An 18,088-nucleotide genomic window follows, 5' to 3' on the forward strand; every position below is an offset into this window, starting at 1 on the left:
TTGACGGTCAATTTAAAAGCCCCTTTAGGGGTAGTTAGTAAAGTGCCCTTCTAGGGCGAAATTAAAACCGCCCGTTTTACGGGCGGATATTTATTTATGACTGTTTTGTGATGTTGACTTGATGTGGAAATGGAATTTCGATACCATTTGTATCAAATTCTTCTTTAATGCGTTTGCGAATATCACGTTCAGCTGCCCATTGTTGCATATTCTCAGTTCTACCTAATATACGTAATACAACTTCTGAAGATCCAAACCCTTGTACACCTAAAACATCTGGACCTTCAACAAAACGTTCATCTTGTTGAAATTCGTCACAAATTTTTTGCAATACACTCATAGCATGATCAATATTAGCATCATAACTAATTCCAATGTCTACTAATGCACGCATCGTTCCTCTAGAATGATTACTTACACCTTCCATTTGACGGTTAGGGATAAAGTTTAATGTACCATCAAAGCTACGTATTTTTGTGGTGCGTAATCCTATTTCTTCAACTATTCCACTGTAACCAGCCGTGCTGACATATTCATCTACTTCGATTTGTTTTTCCAGTAAAATAAAAAATCCAGTAACTATATCACTTACTAGTCCCTGTGCACCAAAGCCGATCGCTAGTCCTAGGACACCCGCTGTTGCTAGGAGCGGTCCTAATTCTAAATCAAAAATGCCAAACAACATAGTAATAAATACGAATATCAAGATATAAGTATAAATGTTTAATAACAGTTTTTCTAATGTTTTAACCCGTGCTTGTGAAATGCTTTCTCTTGTTGCTGTTTTTGCTAAAGCTTTGGTTATTACTTTTTTCCCTAAAGGGGAAACAATCGCATAAGCAATCAATAAAATAATAATCTTAATGGCGATTGACAGGTATGTGTCAATAAAGTTAGTTAGATCAATTCCAAATAGTGTCATTGTATGTCTCCTCTCGTAGTATGTATAAGTTCTAATGACCATCTTGCTAAATGTACTATATTATGAACTGATATTCAACTTATACCCGTTATGAAGTTTTGTTATACACGAAATTAATTTATTTTTATAGAGCAATGTTTGGGCTCATGTTATTCAATAGAATTATCCGTCTTAAGGCGGATTTTATATTTTATTGAAAAAAATAATACAAATGGGTGGATATTTATTTCGTAACCCGATATATTTGTAATTACGAAAAAGAAAAAGGGAGGTATACTAGTGGAAATTTTTAAAAAATTGAAGCAATTCTATTGGCCGTTTAAGAAATACTTTTTTATTGCGCTATTTTTCACTGTTTTGGTAACTGGTATAACGGTAGTTTACCCAGTTATTTTACAAATTACTATTGACGATGTTGTCTTAAAAGAACAATATCGATTAATTCCTTATCTAGCAGTTGGATTTGTTTTAATTATGATTGTTAAAGGAGTAGCTAACTTTTTACAACAATACTTAGGAGACCTATTTGGGGTTTCAGCCGTATTTAGACTAAGAGCCGGTTTATATAAAAAGTTACAACGCTTATCCTTTACCTATTATGATAATGCACGAACTGGTGATTTAATGTCCCGACTTACTATGGATGTTGAGGGGTTTAAGTTTTTCCTTGCTGCTGGTTTGAAAGAATTTATACGAGTGGTCTTGTTGATTGTGATAAGTCTATCCGTTATGTTCTTCTACTCTATCCCACTAGCGTTAGTAACAATGGCCGTGATGCCGTTTCTTGCTGTTGTGGTTTATCGATTTGATAAAAAAGTGCACCCAGCTTTTCGTACAGTTCGTAAATCATTAGGAAGATTAAACACACGTATTCAAGAAAATGTTAGTGGTATGAATACTGTTAAGTCATTAGCAAAAGAAGATTTTGAAATTGAGCGTTTCACCGTTAATAACGCCGATTATCAGGATGTTAATATTAAAACATCAAACATTTGGTCGAAATATTTTCCACTTATGGAGTTTGTTGGTAATATTTCCGTGGTAGCTTTAGTGATCTATGGAGGCTACTTAGTAATTAATGGTCAGCTAACAATGGGTGAAATGGTTGCCTTCTTTAGTTTAGTAAATTATATTCTTGGCCCTTTGATGCAATTAGGGTTTATTGTTAACCAATTCTCACAAGCAAAAGCATCAGGTGATCGTTTGTTAGAAATTTTGGAAGCAGAAGAAGATATACAAGAAGATTATGATGCTGTGATTCCTAACAAAATCAGTGGTCATGTCACATTTAACAATGTAACGTTACAATATGAAGAAGACGATGATCAAGCATTAAAGGATATATCTTTTGATGCCCCAGCTGGAACAGTTCTTGGGTTAATTGGCGCTACCGGTGCTGGAAAAACTAGTATTACCCAATTAATGACGCGATTTTATGAGCCAAAGCAAGGGGACGTACTTATTGATGGAAAACCTGTTAGTGATTATAATCTGAAAGCACTCAGAAGAAATATTGGTTTTGTATCACAAGAATCTTTTTTATTCTCTACAACGATCAAAGATAATATTGCTTACGGTAATCCAAACGCATCTATCGATGATATTATTGCAGCGGCTAAACGTGCGCAGGCTCATGAGTTTATCTTGGAGATGCCTAATGGTTATGACACTATGCTTGGCGAACGAGGTATGGGACTCTCTGGAGGACAAAAACAAAGAATTGCCATTGCTCGAGCGATCTTGATTGACCCAAGTATTCTAATATTAGATGATGCTACTTCAGCAGTCGATATGGAAACAGAGTTCAAAATTCAAAAAGCACTTAAAGAAGTTATGAAAAATCGTACGACATTTATTATTGCCCACCGTATATCTTCCCTCAAACACGCAGATGAAATTCTTGTGTTAGAAGACGGTGCCATTGTTGAGCGAGGTAAACATGAGCAATTATTAGATAATGGTGGACCATATCAACGTATCTATGATATTCAATATCAAGACAAAGAAAGAATTTTTAATACAGCAAATTAAGGGAGGGTGAGAACATGGAAGAACAACAGCCTGTAAACAAACAATTAAAACGATTCTATTATCCATCTGAACAAGCAGTAGAAAAACCATTTAACTGGCTACAGATGACGCGTTTATTAGCATATGTTAAGCCTTATATGAGATCAATTCTTCCGGGTGCAATGCTCGCGATGTTGCTATCTACTATTGTTCGATTAGCAGTTCCAACGCTTATCAGTAAGGTGGCAATTGACATAGCGATCAGAAATAAAGATGTTAATTTGCTAACGTATATAGTTATTATTATCTCCGTTTTGTATGTATTGAGCTATATCGGAAATCATTTTCGCATAAAGCTTGTGAATATATTAGGACAAAAAGTTATTCATGATTTAAGAAAACAGTTATTTTCTCATGTGCAACGTTTATCACATAATTTCTTTGATAAACGTTCTGCGGGCTCGATTTTAGTTCGGATTTTAAATGATGTAAATTCATTACAAGAATTATTCACCAATGGTATTATCAACTTGTTAATGGATGTTATTACTTTACTAGGTATAATTGCTATTCTATTCTACTTTAGTCCGCAATTAGCTATAGCTATATTAGTCATCTTACCGATTATGTTCTACATTTCCACGGCGTTACGTAAAAAAATTCGTCGATCATGGCAAGATGTTCGTATCCAAAAATCAAAATTGAATTCCCATCTTAATGAAAGTTTACAAGGTATTCGAATAACGCAATCTTTCTCTCAAGAAAAAGAGAATAGCGCTTTTTTTGATGGTGTGAACACAGATAACTTTGAAAAAGAACGACTAGCGATGAAAAAAAGCGCTTATTTTGGGCCGTTTGTTGAAATGAGTAATGCAATTGGTACGGTAATTCTAATTTCGCTTGGTTCTCATATGATTATTTCTGGAACCATTGACATAGGAGATTTTGTTTTATTTGCCACATTCTTAGGAATGTTTTGGGAGCCGATCTCAAGACTTGGTCAAGTCTATAATCAGTTATTGGTTGCGATGGCCTCTTCAGAACGAATATTCGAATTTTTAGATGAGCAACCAAATGTAGAAGAAAAGCCAGATGCTAAATCATTTGAAGATATGAAAGGGCGCATTGAATTTGATCGTGTTCAATTTGCTTATGACTCAGACAGAATTGCGTTACATGAAATTTCATTAGAGATGAAAGCTGGTCAGACGGTTGCTTTAGTAGGCCATACTGGATCAGGAAAATCCACCATTGCGAATCTAATTAGTCGTTTTTATGATCCAACAAAAGGTCAAGTTAAAATTGATGGGCATGATTTACGTGATATGAAATTAAATAGTCTTCGAAATAATATTAGTGTTGTTTTGCAAGATACTTTTATTTTTTCGGGGTCTATTAAAGATAATATTCGATTTGGGCGACCAGAAGCAACGGATGAAGAAGTGATTGAAGCAGCAAAGGTTGTTGGTGCACATGATTTCATCTTGCGCTTAGCAAACGGTTATGAGACAGAAGTAGAGGAGCGAGGAAGCATTCTTTCTGCTGGAGAAAGGCAATTACTTTCATTCGCTAGAGCTTTGCTGGCTGATCCACGTATTCTCATACTAGATGAGGCGACGGCAAGTATTGATACAGAAACCGAAATGAAAATTCAACATGCTTTACGAAAATTATTAGAAGGGCGTACGGCAATTATGATTGCCCATCGCTTATCTACCATTAGAGAAGCCGATCAAATTATCGTATTAGAACACGGAAAAATATTAGAACAAGGTAACCATGATGAATTGATGAATAAACAGGGAGAGTATTTCCAACTTGTTAAATCGCAATTTGAAATGTTGGACGCCTTGTAAATTAATAAAATGTCTTAAACCTAAAAGAAAAGTAGAATGTTATAAAAAAGAGCACAGTACATTACAGCTTTGTAACTGGATTAAGTCCTGATAGAACTGGACTTAATCCATCTTTTTTGTGGCAATGATAAGTCTGACCAATTTTAAATGTTTACATGAAGTGTTCTTCGATAGAAAAATATGATAGACTATGTTCAGATGTTGTGTGTAGTAGGAGGATTATGCAATGAAAAGAGAATTTGCTGTCATTGGCCTAGGCCGATTTGGCGGAAGTATTTGCAAAGAATTAAGTGAAGAAGGTATGGAAGTACTTGCAATTGATACGGAAGAGGATAAAGTTAATGAGTATAAGAATATTGCTTCACATGCGGTAATTGCAGATGCAACAGATGAAAAGGTGTTAAAAGAACTAGGAATACGTAATATTGATCATGTCATTGTTGCTATTGGTGACAATATACAAGCGAGTATTTTAACAACATTAATGCTCAAAGAATTGGGAATTAATAAAATTACAGTTAAAGCACAGAATGATTATCATGAAAAAGTGTTGAAAAAAATTGGCGCCGATCAAGTTGTCCATCCTGAACGTGATATGGGTAGAAGGATTGCTCATAGTATTATTTCCAATAATATTTTGGACCATTTAGAGTTATCAGATGACCATAGTATTGTGGAAGTGAAAGCAGGAAAGAAAATGATTGGACAGACGCTTGTGGATTTGGATATTCGCGCAAATTATGGTTGCAACGTTGTCGCTATTAAGCAAGAACAAAATAATGAAATTAATGTATCTCCAATGGCTACAGAAACAATTGATAGTGGTGACATATTAATTGTTATTGGTGCTGATAAAGACATTTCTAGATTCGAAAAATATTTAGTAGTCGATGATGACTAAAAAACGTCGAGAGTTTTAAAACTCTCGACGTTTTTTAGTCTTATTTACACTTCCATAATAATTGGAAGTATCATTGGACGACGTTTTGTTTTGTCAAACAAGAAAGGCGCAATGGTGTCTGTAATTTCATTTTTGATTTCAGACCATTGTGTTGTCTTACGTTCCATCACTTTGTTTAAGTGGGAAGAAACGATTTTTTGCGCTTCATTGATCAAGTCTTCTGACTCTCTCATATAGACGAAACCACGAGAGATAATATCTGGACCTGATGCAATTTTGAATTCTTTCATATTAATACTTACGACAACAATTACTAACCCTTCTTCTGATAGGATACGTCTATCGCGCAAGACAATATTTCCGATATCTCCAATACCACTACCATCAACATAAATCGCTCCTGAAGGTATTTTACCGGCAACATTCGCACTATCTTTACCTAGAGCCAATACGTCTCCGTTATCCATAATAAAGCAATTGCTTGGATCCACATCACAAGCTTGTGCATGTTTTGTATGTTCTTTTAACATACGGTATTCACCGTGAATCGGCATAAAGAATTTTGGTCTTAATAAGCGTAACATTAATTTCTGCTCTTCTTGAGCGCCATGTCCAGATGTATGGATATCATTAAGTGGTCCATGAATAACATCTGCGCCAGCACGATAAAGCATATTAATGATCTTACTAACACTTAACGTATTACCAGGGATTGGTGAAGAAGAAAATACGACAGTGTCATTAGGTATAATTTGAATTTGTCGGTGTGTTCCATTTGCAATTCTTGATAAAGCGGCCATTGGTTCACCTTGAGAGCCTGTACAAAGTATAGTTACTTCGTTGGCAGGAAGACGATTGATTTGATGTGCATCAATGAAGGTTTCCTCAGGTGCTTTAATATATCCTAGTTCACGTCCGATGGTAATAGAAGCTTCCATACTTCTTCCAAATACAGCTATTTTTCTATTATGCTTTACCGCACTTTCTACTACTTGTTGTAGTCGATAGATGTTTGATGCGAATGTAGCAAAAATAACTCGACCATCTACACGATTAAATATATCATTGATGCTTTCTCCTACTACACTTTCAGACATGGTAAAACCAGGAACCTCACTGTTTGTACTGTCGGATAACAAACAAAGTACACCTTCTTTACCCACTTCAGCCATTTTAGCTATATTAGCTGGATCGCCAACAGGTGTAAAGTCAAATTTAAAATCTCCTGTGTGTACAATGTTTCCTGGAGGAGTTTTCACCACTATTCCGTATGAATCAGGTATGCTATGTGTGGTTCTAAAGAACGAAACGGAAGTCTTTCTAAATTTAATTATTTCATCCTCTTGAAATGTATGCAGCTTTGCATTTCGTAAGAGTCCATGTTCATCTAATTTATTTTTAATTAAGCCAATAGCAAGTTTTCCAGCATAAATAGGGATATTAATTTCTCTTAATAAGTAAGGTATTCCACCTATATGATCCTCATGTCCATGAGTAATAAATAACCCTTTAATTTTATCTTGATTTTGAACAAGATAGGTGTAATCAGGTATAACATAATCAATTCCTAGTAATTCATCTTCAGGAAACTTGATTCCAGCATCAACTAGAATAATTTCATCCTGGAACTGGATACCATATGTGTTTTTACCGATTTCACCTAGTCCACCTAACGCAAATACAGCTGTTTGATCATTTTTTACAAATTTCATTGGTTAGGCATTCTCCACTTTAAAATCATTGGATTGTTTTTCATATGCTAGATGTTCTTCGTCTAATGGCTGGATAAACTCAATATTAATGGAATTCGCTGCTAATTCTGTACGAACTTGTCTTTCATTCTCGGCTTCATAATATAGGCTTTTTGTTCTTTCACGAACAGGTATTTCATCAGGTATTTCTTGATAAAGTACTTTAAATATCATTATAATCTCTCCTTCATAAGTGCAATAATTAGTTTTTTTATAGAACATAGCAATATTTTGATTTACGTGAATCTGATTTGTATTAGGATGCTTTATTCACCGACAAGAATTTTTAAAAGCATTCGGAACGCGATTTTGACGTAATAATTTTTTCCATCGTTTTCTAAGCTTTTCTTTTAGCCGCTTTAACATACCGTTACGCTCCTTTCTCCTTGTTAAAGAAAAGCATAAATGTGTAACCGATCCAATCCCTCTTACTATTAGTATAGTATGTAAATACAATTTTGGAAACAGAAACGTTTAAAACTTATAAAAAAAATAAAGTTTCTGGTTAAGGTGATAAATAATTAACGAGGCAATTTTTCGGATTTACATAAGTTAGCTATCCCCATCTGTTGATGAGAGGAACGATTTTCACGTTAACTTTTTACTATTTTTCACAACGACAAAGATTCTTATACAAAAGGCAAGATAAAATAGTAATCACAACATTTAAAAGCACGAACCAAAAATGAGCACAATCATTTTGGTTCGTGCCGGTTACTTTGTTATTTGCTCATGTTAGAATCTTTTTTAATTTGCATCACAAGCACTTGTGTTTTCTGGAATGTCAAATGGATTTTTATTATTAATGTGGTCGTAAAACATAATACCATTTAAGTGATCAATTTCGTGTTGTACAACAATTGCCGGATACCCACGCAACCGCCATTTAATTGGTTCACCTGCTAAATTAATCGCCTTTACTGTAATTCTAGCATATCTTGGTACATATCCTGGCACTTCTCGATCAACCGAGAGACAACCTTCCCCGTTAGAAAGAAACGTTTTTTCTACGGAATGGCTAACAATTTTAGGGTTAATTAGACCGGCACTATACTGTTTGCCGTCAAAATCTTCGAAGTGTACAGCCATCATTCGTTTGGAAATACCTATTTGAGGTGCGGCTATTCCTACACCGGGGCGCAGGTTATACTTTTCAGCTATCTCTTCATCTTGACTATTTTTTAGAAATTGCAACATATCTGCTAGCGTCTGTCTATCTTGATCATTTATTGGTAATTCAATTGGTTCTGCTACTTGTTCCAAAATAGGATTACCTTCTCTAATGACATCTTTCATTGTAATCATGCATGCATACTCCTTTATTACTTTCTCATATCATAGTTTAACATAAACGACATGTTAAAGATTAAATCTAAGGATTTAGAAAGTTAGATATTTGTTATGGATAATAATATGTTATACTATTTTCACGAATGTGTTAAATATTTTGCTAGACGGGACAAGGGAGGCATAAAAGATTGAAACGTAAATTAATTGGGATAGCTTTTGTTATGTTAGTTTTTGTTGCTGGTTGTTCCGGACAATCGACTACAGAAAAGATGTATAACCACTTAGAAGAAGCTGTCTCTTTAGAAAGCGAATTTGTTAACCAACAAGAACCACTGTCAAAATTAGAACAAGAAGAACAGAAAATATTTCAAGAGATTAGCAAGCTAAATATGGACCAGTTTGACCAAATTACTTCCTTAGCAGATGAGGCGTTAGCTTCAATAGAAAAGAGAAGAGAACTACTTAAAAAAGAAAAAGAAAGCATTGAAGCAGCTAAAAAAGAGTTTGATCAAATTAATCCATTGGTTGATAAATTAAAAGAAGCTTCATTAAAAGATCAAGCGTCACAAATGCAACAAGCGATGGAAGATCGGTACAATGCATACATAGCACTACATGATGCGTATCAAACGTCACTCGATTACGATCAAAAAATATACGAACTATTAAAGCAAGAAGAGCTTGAAGAAAGTACATTATTTGACCAAATAGAGAAGGTTAATAACCAATATGAAAAAGTTACTGAAGCAAATACAATTTTCAGTGAAAATACAGATGCATTTAATGAGCAAAAACAAGCTTTTTATGAAGCAACAGATTTAGATATCACCTATGAAAATTAATGAAAAGGAGGGTGTTTTTTCGTCTATGATGGGAGAGCGCTCTTTTTTTATATATAAAATTTAAATTTTTATAATACAGTTGTGATTTATATGCTAGTACAGAAGCTGTCTTTTTAATTAAATAAACTTTTTGAATTAAAAAATTGCATTATATTGATCAAAGTGTTTGACCGAAACAATGTAATGAGCTAAACTAATTATTGAGTTGTAATTGTACTAATCATAATACGTTTCACCTATGTAACAGTTTCTACATAATAAGAAATTAAGATTAAAAAAAGTTACAATAGGGTACTGTATGAATAAGTACAATTCTGTTCATAGTTTCTACAATATTGCAGAAACAATTGCAGATAAATCTAAACGGATATGGAAAGGAAGAGGTGAATCTTTTGAAACGTATACTTGAAAACATTGAAAATCAATACGAAACGTTTCAAATTCTGAATGAAGACGGCGAAATCATTAACGAAGATGCAATGCCTGAACTTTCAGATGATGAATTAAAAGAATTAATGACGAGAATGGTCTACACTAGAATTTTAGATCAACGCTCGATTGCTTTAAACCGTCAAGGTAGATTAGGTTTCTACGCACCTACAGCAGGTCAAGAAGCTTCTCAGTTAGGTACACAATTTGCATTGGAAAAAGAAGACTTTCTTTTACCAGCATACCGTGATGTTCCTCAATTAATTTGGCATGGTCTTCCATTATACCAAGCATTCTTGTTCTCAAGAGGACATTATCATGGTAACCAAATGCCAGAAGGTGTAAACGCATTAAGTCCACAGATTATTATTGGTGCACAATATACGCAAGCAGCTGGTGTTGCACTAGGTATGAAAAAACGTGGTCAAAAATCAGTGGCAATCACTTATACAGGTGATGGTGGTACTTCTCAAGGTGATTTCTATGAAGGAATTAACTTTGCTGGTGCATACCAAGCTCCTGCGATTTTCGTTGTTCAAAATAACCGCTTTGCAATATCTGTACCAGTAGATAAGCAAACGGCTGCTAAAACATTAGCTCAAAAAGCAGTTGCTGCTGGAATCGAGGGTATTCAAGTTGATGGTATGGACGTGTTAGCTGTTTATGCTGCTACAAAAGATGCGCGTGAGCGTGCTGTAAACGGAGAAGGCCCAACATTGATTGAAACATTAACTTACCGTTACGGTCCACACACAATGGCTGGTGATGATCCAACGCGTTATCGTACAGAAGATTTAGATAGTGAGTGGGAGAAAAAAGACCCAATTGTTCGTTTCCGTAAATTCTTAGAAAATAAAGGTCTTTGGTCAGAAGATCAAGAAAATGAAGTAATTGAAAAAGCTAAAGAAGAAATCAAAGCTGCAATCAAAAAAGCTGATCAGCAACCAAAACAAAAAGTTTCTGATCTTATTCAAAATATGTATGAAGAACTTCCAGCACACTTAGAGGAGCAATTGGAAGAATATAAAGCAAAGGAGTCGAAGTAAATCATGGCTCAAATGACAATGATCCAAGCAATCACTGATGCTTTGCGCACAGAACTTAAAAATGATGAAAATGTATTAGTTTTTGGTGAAGATGTTGGTCAAAACGGTGGGGTATTCCGTGCGACTGAAGGTCTTCAAGACGAATTTGGTGAAGATCGCGTGTTTGATACACCACTAGCTGAATCTGGTATCGCTGGTATTTCAATCGGTTTAGCAACACAGGGATTTCGTCCAGTTCCTGAAATTCAATTCTTCGGTTTCGTTTATGAAGCGATGGATGCAATTAACGGACAAATGGCTCGTCTTCGTTACCGTACAGGTAATACAATGAATGCACCAATTACGATTCGTTCTCCATTTGGTGGTGGGGTGCACACACCTGAACTTCATGCGGATTCATTAGAAGGTCTAATCGCACAACAACCAGGTGTAAAAGTGGTTATCCCTTCAAACCCTTATGATGCAAAAGGATTGTTGATCTCTTCTATCCGAGACAATGATCCGGTTGTATACCTAGAGCACATGAAATTGTACCGTTCTTTCCGTGAAGAGGTACCTGAGGAAGAATACACTGTAGAACTAGGTAAAGCTAATGTGAAACGTGAAGGTTCAGATGTAACATTAGTAGCATATGGTGCGATGGTTCAAGCTTCTATGAAAGCGGCGGAAGAACTTGAAAAAGACGGTATTCAAGCAGAAGTAATTGACTTACGTACAGTCATGCCAATTGATATGGATACCATTATCAAATCTGTTGAAAAAACAAATCGTGTCGTTGTTGTACAAGAAGCACAAAAACAAGCTGGTATGGCTTCTTACATTGTAACTGAAATCCAAGAACGTGCTATCTTACATTTAGAAGCTCCAGTCTTACGAGTTACAGCACCAGATACTGTTTATTCTTTCACACAAGCAGAAGAAGTTTGGCTACCAAATTACAATGATATCGTTGAAAAAGTAAACACAGTACTTAACTTTTAATTGAAATATTGATGGGAGGCAAAAATAATGGCATTTGAATTTAAATTGCCTGATATCGGTGAAGGAATTCATGAAGGTGAAATCGTAAAATGGTTTGTTAAAGCCGGAGATGAAATCAAAGAAGACGATGTACTTTGTGAAGTGCAAAATGATAAATCAGTTGTCGAAATCCCTTCACCAGTAGAAGGAACAGTAAAAGAAGTACATTTTGATGAGGGAACAGTAGCAACAGTAGGTCAAACAATTGTATCTATTGACGCGGAAGGCTATGAAGGCGAAGAAGCTAGTGGAGACGTTGAACAAGCATCTGCTTCTGAAGGAACTAGTGAGTCTAGTAGCAGCAACACTGGTGTCTATGAATTCAAATTACCTGACATCGGTGAAGGAATTCACGAAGGTGAAATCGTAAAATGGTTTGTTAAAGCCGGAGATGAAATCAAAGAAGACGATGTACTTTGTGAAGTACAAAATGATAAATCAGTTGTCGAAATCCCTTCACCAGTAGAAGGAACAGTAAAAGAAGTACATTTTGATGAGGGAACAGTAGCAACAGTAGGCCAAACAATTGTGTCTATTAACGCGGAAGGTTATGAAGCCGAAGCATCATCATCTGAGTCTGCTGAACCTGCAAAAGAAGAAAAAGCTTCTCCATCAGCTAAACAAGAAAATGTTGATCCCAATCGTCGTGTGATTGCAATGCCGTCAGTTCGTAAATTTGCGCGCGACAATGATGTAAACATTGCGAATGTTGCTGGTAGTGGTAATAATGGTCGTGTACTTAAAGAAGATGTGCAAGCATATCTAAATGGGGATCAAAAACCAGCAGAAGCTCAGGCTTCAGGTCAAGGTTCAACTGTTATAAAAGAAGAAAGAAAAACATCTTCTTCACAACAACAACAAACAGCACCAGCTGGTGATCTTCCAGAAACACGCGAGAAAATGTCTGGAATTCGTAAATCAATTGCAAAATCGATGGTTAATTCAAAACATACAGCTCCACACGTAACGCTTCATGATGAAGTTGATGTTACAGAACTAGTTGCTCATCGTAAGAAATTTAAAGCTGTTGCAGCTGAACAAGAAATTAAGTTAACATATTTACCATATGTAGTAAAAGCTTTAGTTTCAGCTTTAAGAAACTATCCTGTTATTAATGCATCGATTGATGATGAAAATGATGAGATTGTTTATAAACATTATTACAATATCGGTATTGCTGCTGACACAGATAGAGGTCTTATGGTACCAGTAGTGAAAGATGCAGATAAAAAATCAATCTTTGCTATCTCAAGTGAAATCAATGAATTAGCTGGTAAAGCAAAAGATGGTAAATTGGCTCCTAATGAAATGAAAGGTGCTTCATCTACGATCTCTAACATTGGTTCCGCAGGTGGTCAGTGGTTCACACCAGTTATCAATCACCCAGAGGTTGCCATTTTAGGTATTGGTCGTATTGCTGAAAAACCAGTTGTTAAAGATGGTGAAATTGTTGCTGCACCAGTACTTACATTATCATTAAGCTTTGACCACAGAATCGTTGATGGTGCTACAGCACAAATGGCATTAAACCAAGTGAAACGTTTACTAAACGATCCACAATTAATTATGATGGAGGCGTAAAATATGGTAGTAGGGGATTTTCCAATCGAATTAGATACACTAGTAGTTGGAGCAGGTCCTGGTGGTTATGTTGCTGCAATTCGTGCAGCGCAAACAGGACAAAAAGTTACAATTGTTGATAAAGGTGCTTTAGGCGGCGTTTGTTTAAATGTTGGTTGTATTCCTTCTAAAGCATTGATTCAAGCAGGACACCGTTATGAAGAAGCGCATGGTGCTTCTGAAATGGGTATCTCTGCTGACAACGTATCTGTCGACTTCTCTAAAGTTCAAGAATGGAAAGCAGGCGTTGTTCATAAATTAACTAGTGGTGTTGAAGGTCTATTAAAAGGGAATAAAGTAGACATTGTAAAAGGTGAAGTATACTTTGTTGACCAAAATACCGTACGTATTATGGACGAGAAAAATTCTCAAACTTATACATTCAAAGATTGTATTATTGCAACAGGTTCTACACCTATTGAAATTCCAACATTTAAATTTTCAGATCGCATTCTAGATTCAACTGGTGCATTAGGCCTTAAAGAAATTCCTGAGAAATTAGTAGTTATCGGTGGTGGCTATGTAGGTACTGAATTAGGTACTGCATATGCTAACTTCGGTACAGAAGTGACTATTCTTGAAGGTGCAGATGATATTCTAGGTGGATTTGAAAAACAAATGTCATCTCTAGTTAAACGTAATTTGAAGAAGAAAAATGTTAATATTGTTACAAAAGCAATGGCAAAAAGCTCTGAAGAAACTGACAATGGTGTGAAGGTTACTTATGAAGCGAACGGGAAAGAAGAAACTGTAGAAGCTGATTATGTACTTGTCACAGTTGGTCGTCGTCCAAATACAGAAGAAATTGGCTTAGAGCAAGTAGGCATTGAAATGGACGAAAGAGGTCTTATCAAGACTGATAATCAGTGCCGTACGAATTTCGACAATATCTATGCAATTGGTGATATTATTGCAGGACCACCACTTGCACATAAGGCTTCTTATGAAGGTAAAATTGCAGCTGAAGCAATTGCTGGTGAAAAAGCAGAAATTGATTACAATGGTATTCCTGCTGTTGTGTTCTCTGAACCAGAACTTGCAACAGTTGGCTACACAGAGCAAGCTGCTAAAGACGCTGGTTTTGATGTAAGAGCTGACAAATTCCCATTTGCTGCAAATGGTCGTGCACTTTCTCTAGGAAGTGGTGATGGTTTTGTTCAGCTTGTAACTCGTAAAGATGATGGTCTTGTATTAGGTGCCCAAATTGCAGGGACAAATGCAAGTGACATGATTTCAGAGCTAGGCTTAGCAATTGAAGCTGGTATGACAGCTGAAGACTTAGCACTTACCATTCATGCTCACCCTACATTAGGGGAAATTACAATGGAAGCTGCCGAAGTAGCAATGGGTACGCCTATCCACATTGTACGATAAATAAATGTTGTAAAAAGCTTACACTTCAATGCAGTGTAAGCTTTTTTTATTAATGAATTTGCTATTATTGCAGATAGGAAGTATTTTTTGTCGTATAATAATAGAAGAATACATAAATTAGGGGGAGTTACTTGTGAAAAGTCGGTTGTTACTTTTGTTATTCATAAGCTTTATTTTACTACTTGCAACAGGGTGTGGAAACACTTCAGATAGTACTGAGAAAAATGATGAAGGAACGAGTAACGAACAAAAAAGAAGCGACAATGATTCTGCGGAGAAAGAAGTAGAAACAAAGTCATCGGAAGAGAAAGATAATGAAACAAGCAAACAAGACAAAGAGGAAGAAACAGAAGCACCAGAACCAGAAAAAAAAGAAGCAACCTATCAAATAAATCCGAAAACATCTTCGGTTGAGCCTTTATCAGAAGATGGGAATGAAAAAGTAGTTTTGTTAACTATTGATGATGCGCCAGATCAATACGCATTAGAAATGGCAAAAACACTAAAAGAAATTGACGCACATGCTATTTTCTTTGTGAATGGTCACTTTTTGAACACAGAAGAGCAAAAAAACGTATTAAAACAAATTTATGAGATGGGATTTATGATAGGAAATCATACAATGACCCATCAAAACCTTACTAAAGTGAATCAAGACAAGCAATATGAAGAAATTGTGCCACTAAACGATTTGATAGAAGAAGTAACTGGTGAGCGTCCAAAATTCTTTCGTGCGCCACATGGGGCAAATACCGATTATTCAAGACAGCTTGCCAAAGAAGAGGGTATGGTTGTGATGAATTGGACTTATGGGTATGATTATTTTGCACCTTATCAAGATGCGGAGAAATTGACAAAGGCGATGGTTTCAGGTGAAGGACCTGAAGCAGGTGTTGATTATTCATTGCTTAAATCAGGGGCAAATTTATTAATGCATGATAGAGACTGGACAAACAAAGCATTAAAAGATATTGTAATGGGTCTACGTGATAAAGGTTATGAGACAGTTGATCCGCACGCAATTAAGACAATAGAATAAGCAGAAAAAGTACGTACACACTCAATGATTAGTTATGGTGTGTACGTGCTTTTTACTAGTAAGATTTTTAAAAAGTGTTTATTTAAATGGTTTCATTTCCTTAATTACTTGAATCGTTTCTAATGATTCATCTTCTAAACCTTGAACAGGTAGACCTGCTGCTAAATTCTGGGAAATATAAGATAAATTTTCTTTTGAGATAATTTCACCGGGTATAAAAATGGGAATACCTGGCGGATAGACCATAATGGATTCCGCACTAATTCTTCCTTCTGAATCTCTTAGGTTGATTGTCTCCGTTTCTGCGTAAAATGCGTCTCTAGGCGTCATACTTAGCATAGGTATAGGAGGAATGGTAACTCGAATTGCTGTGTCTGTTGCAGAACGTTCATAAGTTTCAGAAAGGACGTTAAGCGCATGAGTTAATTTTTGCGTTTCCTTCTCTGTATCACCAGGTGTAATAATACATAAAATATTGTACATATCCGATAATTCAACTTCAAGATTGAAGTTTTCTCTTAACCATACTTCTACGTCATAACCTGTAACACCAAGTTGTTTTACTGAAATTAGTAACTTCGTCGGATCATAATCAAAGGTTGCTTTGGTCCCTAATAGTTCTTTACCTGGACAGTAGAGATGTGGTATTTCATTTATCTTTACTCTTGTCAGTTGAGCAAGTTGGATTGTTTTATCTACCAATTGTTTACCTTCAGTAGCTAATTGCTTTCTAGCACTATCTAATGAAGCTAAAAGTATATAGGAAGTAGAGGTAGTTGTGAGCATAGAAAAAATTCGTTGTACTCTTTCATGTGTCACGATACCTTCTTTAAGATTAAGTATAGAGCTTTGGGTTAAAGAGCCACCCAATTTGTGCACACTTGTAGCAGCTAAATCCGCTCCTGCTTGCATAGCTGATAAAGGTAAATCATCATGAAAGTGAATATGCACGCCATGAGCTTCATCGACTAAGACAGGAATGTTATTTGCATGTGCAATGGTAACAATTCGTTTCAAATCTGCTGCAATGCCGAAGTAAGTTGGATTTATTACAAATACACCTTTGGCATCTGGATGAGCATTAATTGCTTTTTCTACAGCTTCGGGTGTAATTCCATGGGCAATGCCTAAGTCATTGTCTAGTTCTGGATGAATAAAAATAGGTACTGCACCAGCAAAAATAATTGCAGCAGTAACCGATTTATGGATATTTCTTGGAACAATAATTTTATCTCCTGGTCCGCATACGGTCATGACCATTGTCATAATTGCACTACTTGTACCTTGAACAGAGAAAAAAGTATAATCTGCTCCAAATGCTTGTGCAGCCAAATCTTGCGCATCCTTTATCATTCCGTGTGGATGATGGAGATCATCTAGTGGACTAATATTGATTAAATCGATCGATAATGCCTTTTCACCTATAAAATCACGGAACGTTTTTTCCATCCCTTCCCCCTTTTTGTGACCGGGTATATGAAAAGGAGTAGGGTTGCTTTCTATGTAGTTTTGTAGGCCTGTAAACAAAGGTGTTAGATTTTGATCTTGCATTATAGGAACTCCTCTTTATACAATGTAAGTGATAGAAAAAAATTATAGCAAATAATTTGTTATAATACTAGCTGAGAGGGATGTTAAAATGAACTATAGTTACCCAATTGACGAATCATGGTCCACCAATGAAGTCATCGATGTGGTGAATTTTTTGTCTTTAGTTGAAAAAGCATATGAACAAAGTGTGAAACGAAATGACTTAATACTTGCGTATCGACGCTTTAAACAGATTGTTCCTTCAAAGAGTGAAGAGAAGCAGATTGATAAACAATTTGAAAAGGAAACTGGCTATTCTGTTTATCGCACGGTGCAGCACGCTCGAAAAGTAGAATCTGATAAAATAAATATCCGCCCGTAAAACGGGCGGTTTTAATTTCGCCCTAGAAGGGCACTTTACTAACTACCCCTAAAGGGGCTTTTAAATTGACCGTCAA

Annotated in this window: 15 protein-coding genes; 10 read left to right on the forward strand and 5 right to left on the reverse strand. The window is 35.8% G+C overall.

The window, feature by feature from the left end:
* Positions 1-94 precede the first annotated feature (94 nt).
* Positions 95-922 (reverse strand): mechanosensitive ion channel family protein, encoded by an 828-nt coding sequence (locus DES48_RS15220; RefSeq protein ID WP_113870167.1) that lies wholly within the window; start codon positions 920-922, stop codon positions 95-97.
* 279 nt (positions 923-1,201) lie between these two features.
* Here DES48_RS15220 and DES48_RS15225 point away from each other — a divergent pair, with 279 nt between their 5' ends.
* The 3 genes from DES48_RS15225 (at position 1,202) to DES48_RS15235 (ending at position 5,689) form a co-directional block, all read left to right on the forward strand.
* A complete protein-coding gene (locus DES48_RS15225) occupies positions 1,202-2,953 on the forward strand; it encodes an ABC transporter ATP-binding protein (RefSeq protein WP_113870168.1) in 1,752 nt (583 codons plus the stop codon).
* A gap of 14 nt (positions 2,954-2,967) precedes the next feature.
* A complete protein-coding gene (locus DES48_RS15230; RefSeq protein WP_113870169.1) occupies positions 2,968-4,788 on the forward strand; it encodes an ABC transporter ATP-binding protein in 1,821 nt (606 codons plus the stop codon).
* 226 nt (positions 4,789-5,014) lie between these two features.
* The gene (locus DES48_RS15235) at positions 5,015-5,689 is read left to right on the forward strand and encodes a potassium channel family protein (RefSeq protein WP_079709315.1); all 675 of its coding nucleotides are present in this window, start codon (positions 5,015-5,017) and stop codon (positions 5,687-5,689) included.
* 44 nt (positions 5,690-5,733) lie between these two features.
* Here DES48_RS15235 and rnjA read toward each other — a convergent pair whose 3' ends face one another.
* From rnjA to def, 3 genes are all read right to left on the reverse strand, one after another.
* Positions 5,734-7,401 carry a ribonuclease J1 gene (gene rnjA / locus DES48_RS15240; RefSeq protein ID WP_079709316.1) on the reverse strand — a complete coding sequence of 556 codons (1,668 nt, stop codon included), beginning with the start codon at positions 7,399-7,401 and terminating at the stop codon, positions 5,734-5,736.
* Between the two features lie 3 nt (positions 7,402-7,404).
* Positions 7,405-7,614, reverse strand: coding sequence for a DNA-dependent RNA polymerase subunit epsilon (locus tag DES48_RS15245; protein WP_079709317.1), 210 nt, complete (start codon positions 7,612-7,614; stop codon positions 7,405-7,407).
* Positions 7,615-8,187: 573 nt separating this feature from the next.
* Entirely contained in the window at positions 8,188-8,745 is a 558-nt protein-coding gene (gene def / locus DES48_RS15250) for a peptide deformylase (RefSeq protein ID WP_113870170.1), read from the reverse strand.
* Positions 8,746-8,918: 173 nt separating this feature from the next.
* On the opposite strand from def, the gene DES48_RS15255 reads away from it, so the two are divergent.
* The 6 genes from DES48_RS15255 to DES48_RS15280 all read left to right on the forward strand — a co-directional run bounded on the left by DES48_RS15255 (position 8,919) and on the right by DES48_RS15280 (position 16,100).
* Positions 8,919-9,572, forward strand: a complete 654-nt coding sequence (locus tag DES48_RS15255) for a YkyA family protein (protein ID WP_245911499.1) — start codon at positions 8,919-8,921, stop codon at positions 9,570-9,572.
* 392 nt (positions 9,573-9,964) lie between these two features.
* Complete coding sequence (pdhA, locus tag DES48_RS15260; protein WP_079709320.1) at positions 9,965-11,047, forward strand: pyruvate dehydrogenase (acetyl-transferring) E1 component subunit alpha; 1,083 nt, start codon at positions 9,965-9,967, stop codon at positions 11,045-11,047.
* Positions 11,048-11,050: 3 nt separating this feature from the next.
* Complete coding sequence (locus tag DES48_RS15265; RefSeq protein WP_079709321.1) at positions 11,051-12,028, forward strand: alpha-ketoacid dehydrogenase subunit beta; 978 nt, start codon at positions 11,051-11,053, stop codon at positions 12,026-12,028.
* A 27-nt stretch (positions 12,029-12,055) separates the two neighbouring features.
* Positions 12,056-13,648 carry a dihydrolipoyllysine-residue acetyltransferase gene (locus tag DES48_RS15270; protein WP_113870171.1) on the forward strand — a complete coding sequence of 531 codons (1,593 nt, stop codon included), beginning with the start codon at positions 12,056-12,058 and terminating at the stop codon, positions 13,646-13,648.
* Between the two features lie 3 nt (positions 13,649-13,651).
* On the forward strand, positions 13,652-15,061 hold the full coding sequence (gene lpdA / locus DES48_RS15275) for a dihydrolipoyl dehydrogenase (protein WP_079709323.1): 1,410 nt from the start codon (positions 13,652-13,654) through the stop codon (positions 15,059-15,061).
* A 133-nt stretch (positions 15,062-15,194) separates the two neighbouring features.
* Entirely contained in the window at positions 15,195-16,100 is a 906-nt protein-coding gene (locus DES48_RS15280) for a polysaccharide deacetylase family protein (protein ID WP_245911501.1), read from the forward strand.
* 78 nt (positions 16,101-16,178) lie between these two features.
* On the opposite strand, the gene DES48_RS15285 is transcribed toward DES48_RS15280, so the two are convergent.
* Entirely contained in the window at positions 16,179-17,651 is a 1,473-nt protein-coding gene (locus DES48_RS15285) for an aminotransferase class I/II-fold pyridoxal phosphate-dependent enzyme (RefSeq protein WP_113870172.1), read from the reverse strand.
* An 88-nt stretch (positions 17,652-17,739) separates the two neighbouring features.
* Here DES48_RS15285 and DES48_RS15290 point away from each other — a divergent pair, with 88 nt between their 5' ends.
* Entirely contained in the window at positions 17,740-18,012 is a 273-nt protein-coding gene (locus DES48_RS15290) for a UPF0223 family protein (protein ID WP_113870173.1), read from the forward strand.
* Positions 18,013-18,088 lie beyond the last annotated feature (76 nt).

Source organism: Paraliobacillus ryukyuensis, assembly GCF_003315295.1.
GTDB lineage: Bacteria > Bacillota > Bacilli > Bacillales > Amphibacillaceae > Paraliobacillus > Paraliobacillus ryukyuensis.

Excerpts from the sequence above, each read along its gene's own strand:
- DES48_RS15220 (WP_113870167.1), bottom strand. The coding sequence starts at position 922 with ATGACACTATTTGGAATTGATCTAACTAACTTTATTGACACATACCTG.
- DES48_RS15230 (WP_113870169.1), top strand. The coding sequence starts at position 2,968 with ATGGAAGAACAACAGCCTGTAAACAAACAATTAAAACGATTCTATTAT.
- DES48_RS15235 (WP_079709315.1), top strand. The coding sequence starts at position 5,015 with ATGAAAAGAGAATTTGCTGTCATTGGCCTAGGCCGATTTGGCGGAAGT.
- rnjA (WP_079709316.1), bottom strand. The coding sequence starts at position 7,401 with ATGAAATTTGTAAAAAATGATCAAACAGCTGTATTTGCGTTAGGTGGA.
- DES48_RS15245 (WP_079709317.1), bottom strand. The coding sequence starts at position 7,614 with ATGATATTTAAAGTACTTTATCAAGAAATACCTGATGAAATACCTGTT.
- def (WP_113870170.1), bottom strand. The coding sequence starts at position 8,745 with ATGATTACAATGAAAGATGTCATTAGAGAAGGTAATCCTATTTTGGAA.
- DES48_RS15265 (WP_079709321.1), top strand. The coding sequence starts at position 11,051 with ATGGCTCAAATGACAATGATCCAAGCAATCACTGATGCTTTGCGCACA.
- DES48_RS15270 (WP_113870171.1), top strand. The coding sequence starts at position 12,056 with ATGGCATTTGAATTTAAATTGCCTGATATCGGTGAAGGAATTCATGAA.
- lpdA (WP_079709323.1), top strand. The coding sequence starts at position 13,652 with ATGGTAGTAGGGGATTTTCCAATCGAATTAGATACACTAGTAGTTGGA.
- DES48_RS15285 (WP_113870172.1), bottom strand. The coding sequence starts at position 17,651 with ATGCAAGATCAAAATCTAACACCTTTGTTTACAGGCCTACAAAACTAC.
- DES48_RS15290 (WP_113870173.1), top strand. The coding sequence starts at position 17,740 with ATGAACTATAGTTACCCAATTGACGAATCATGGTCCACCAATGAAGTC.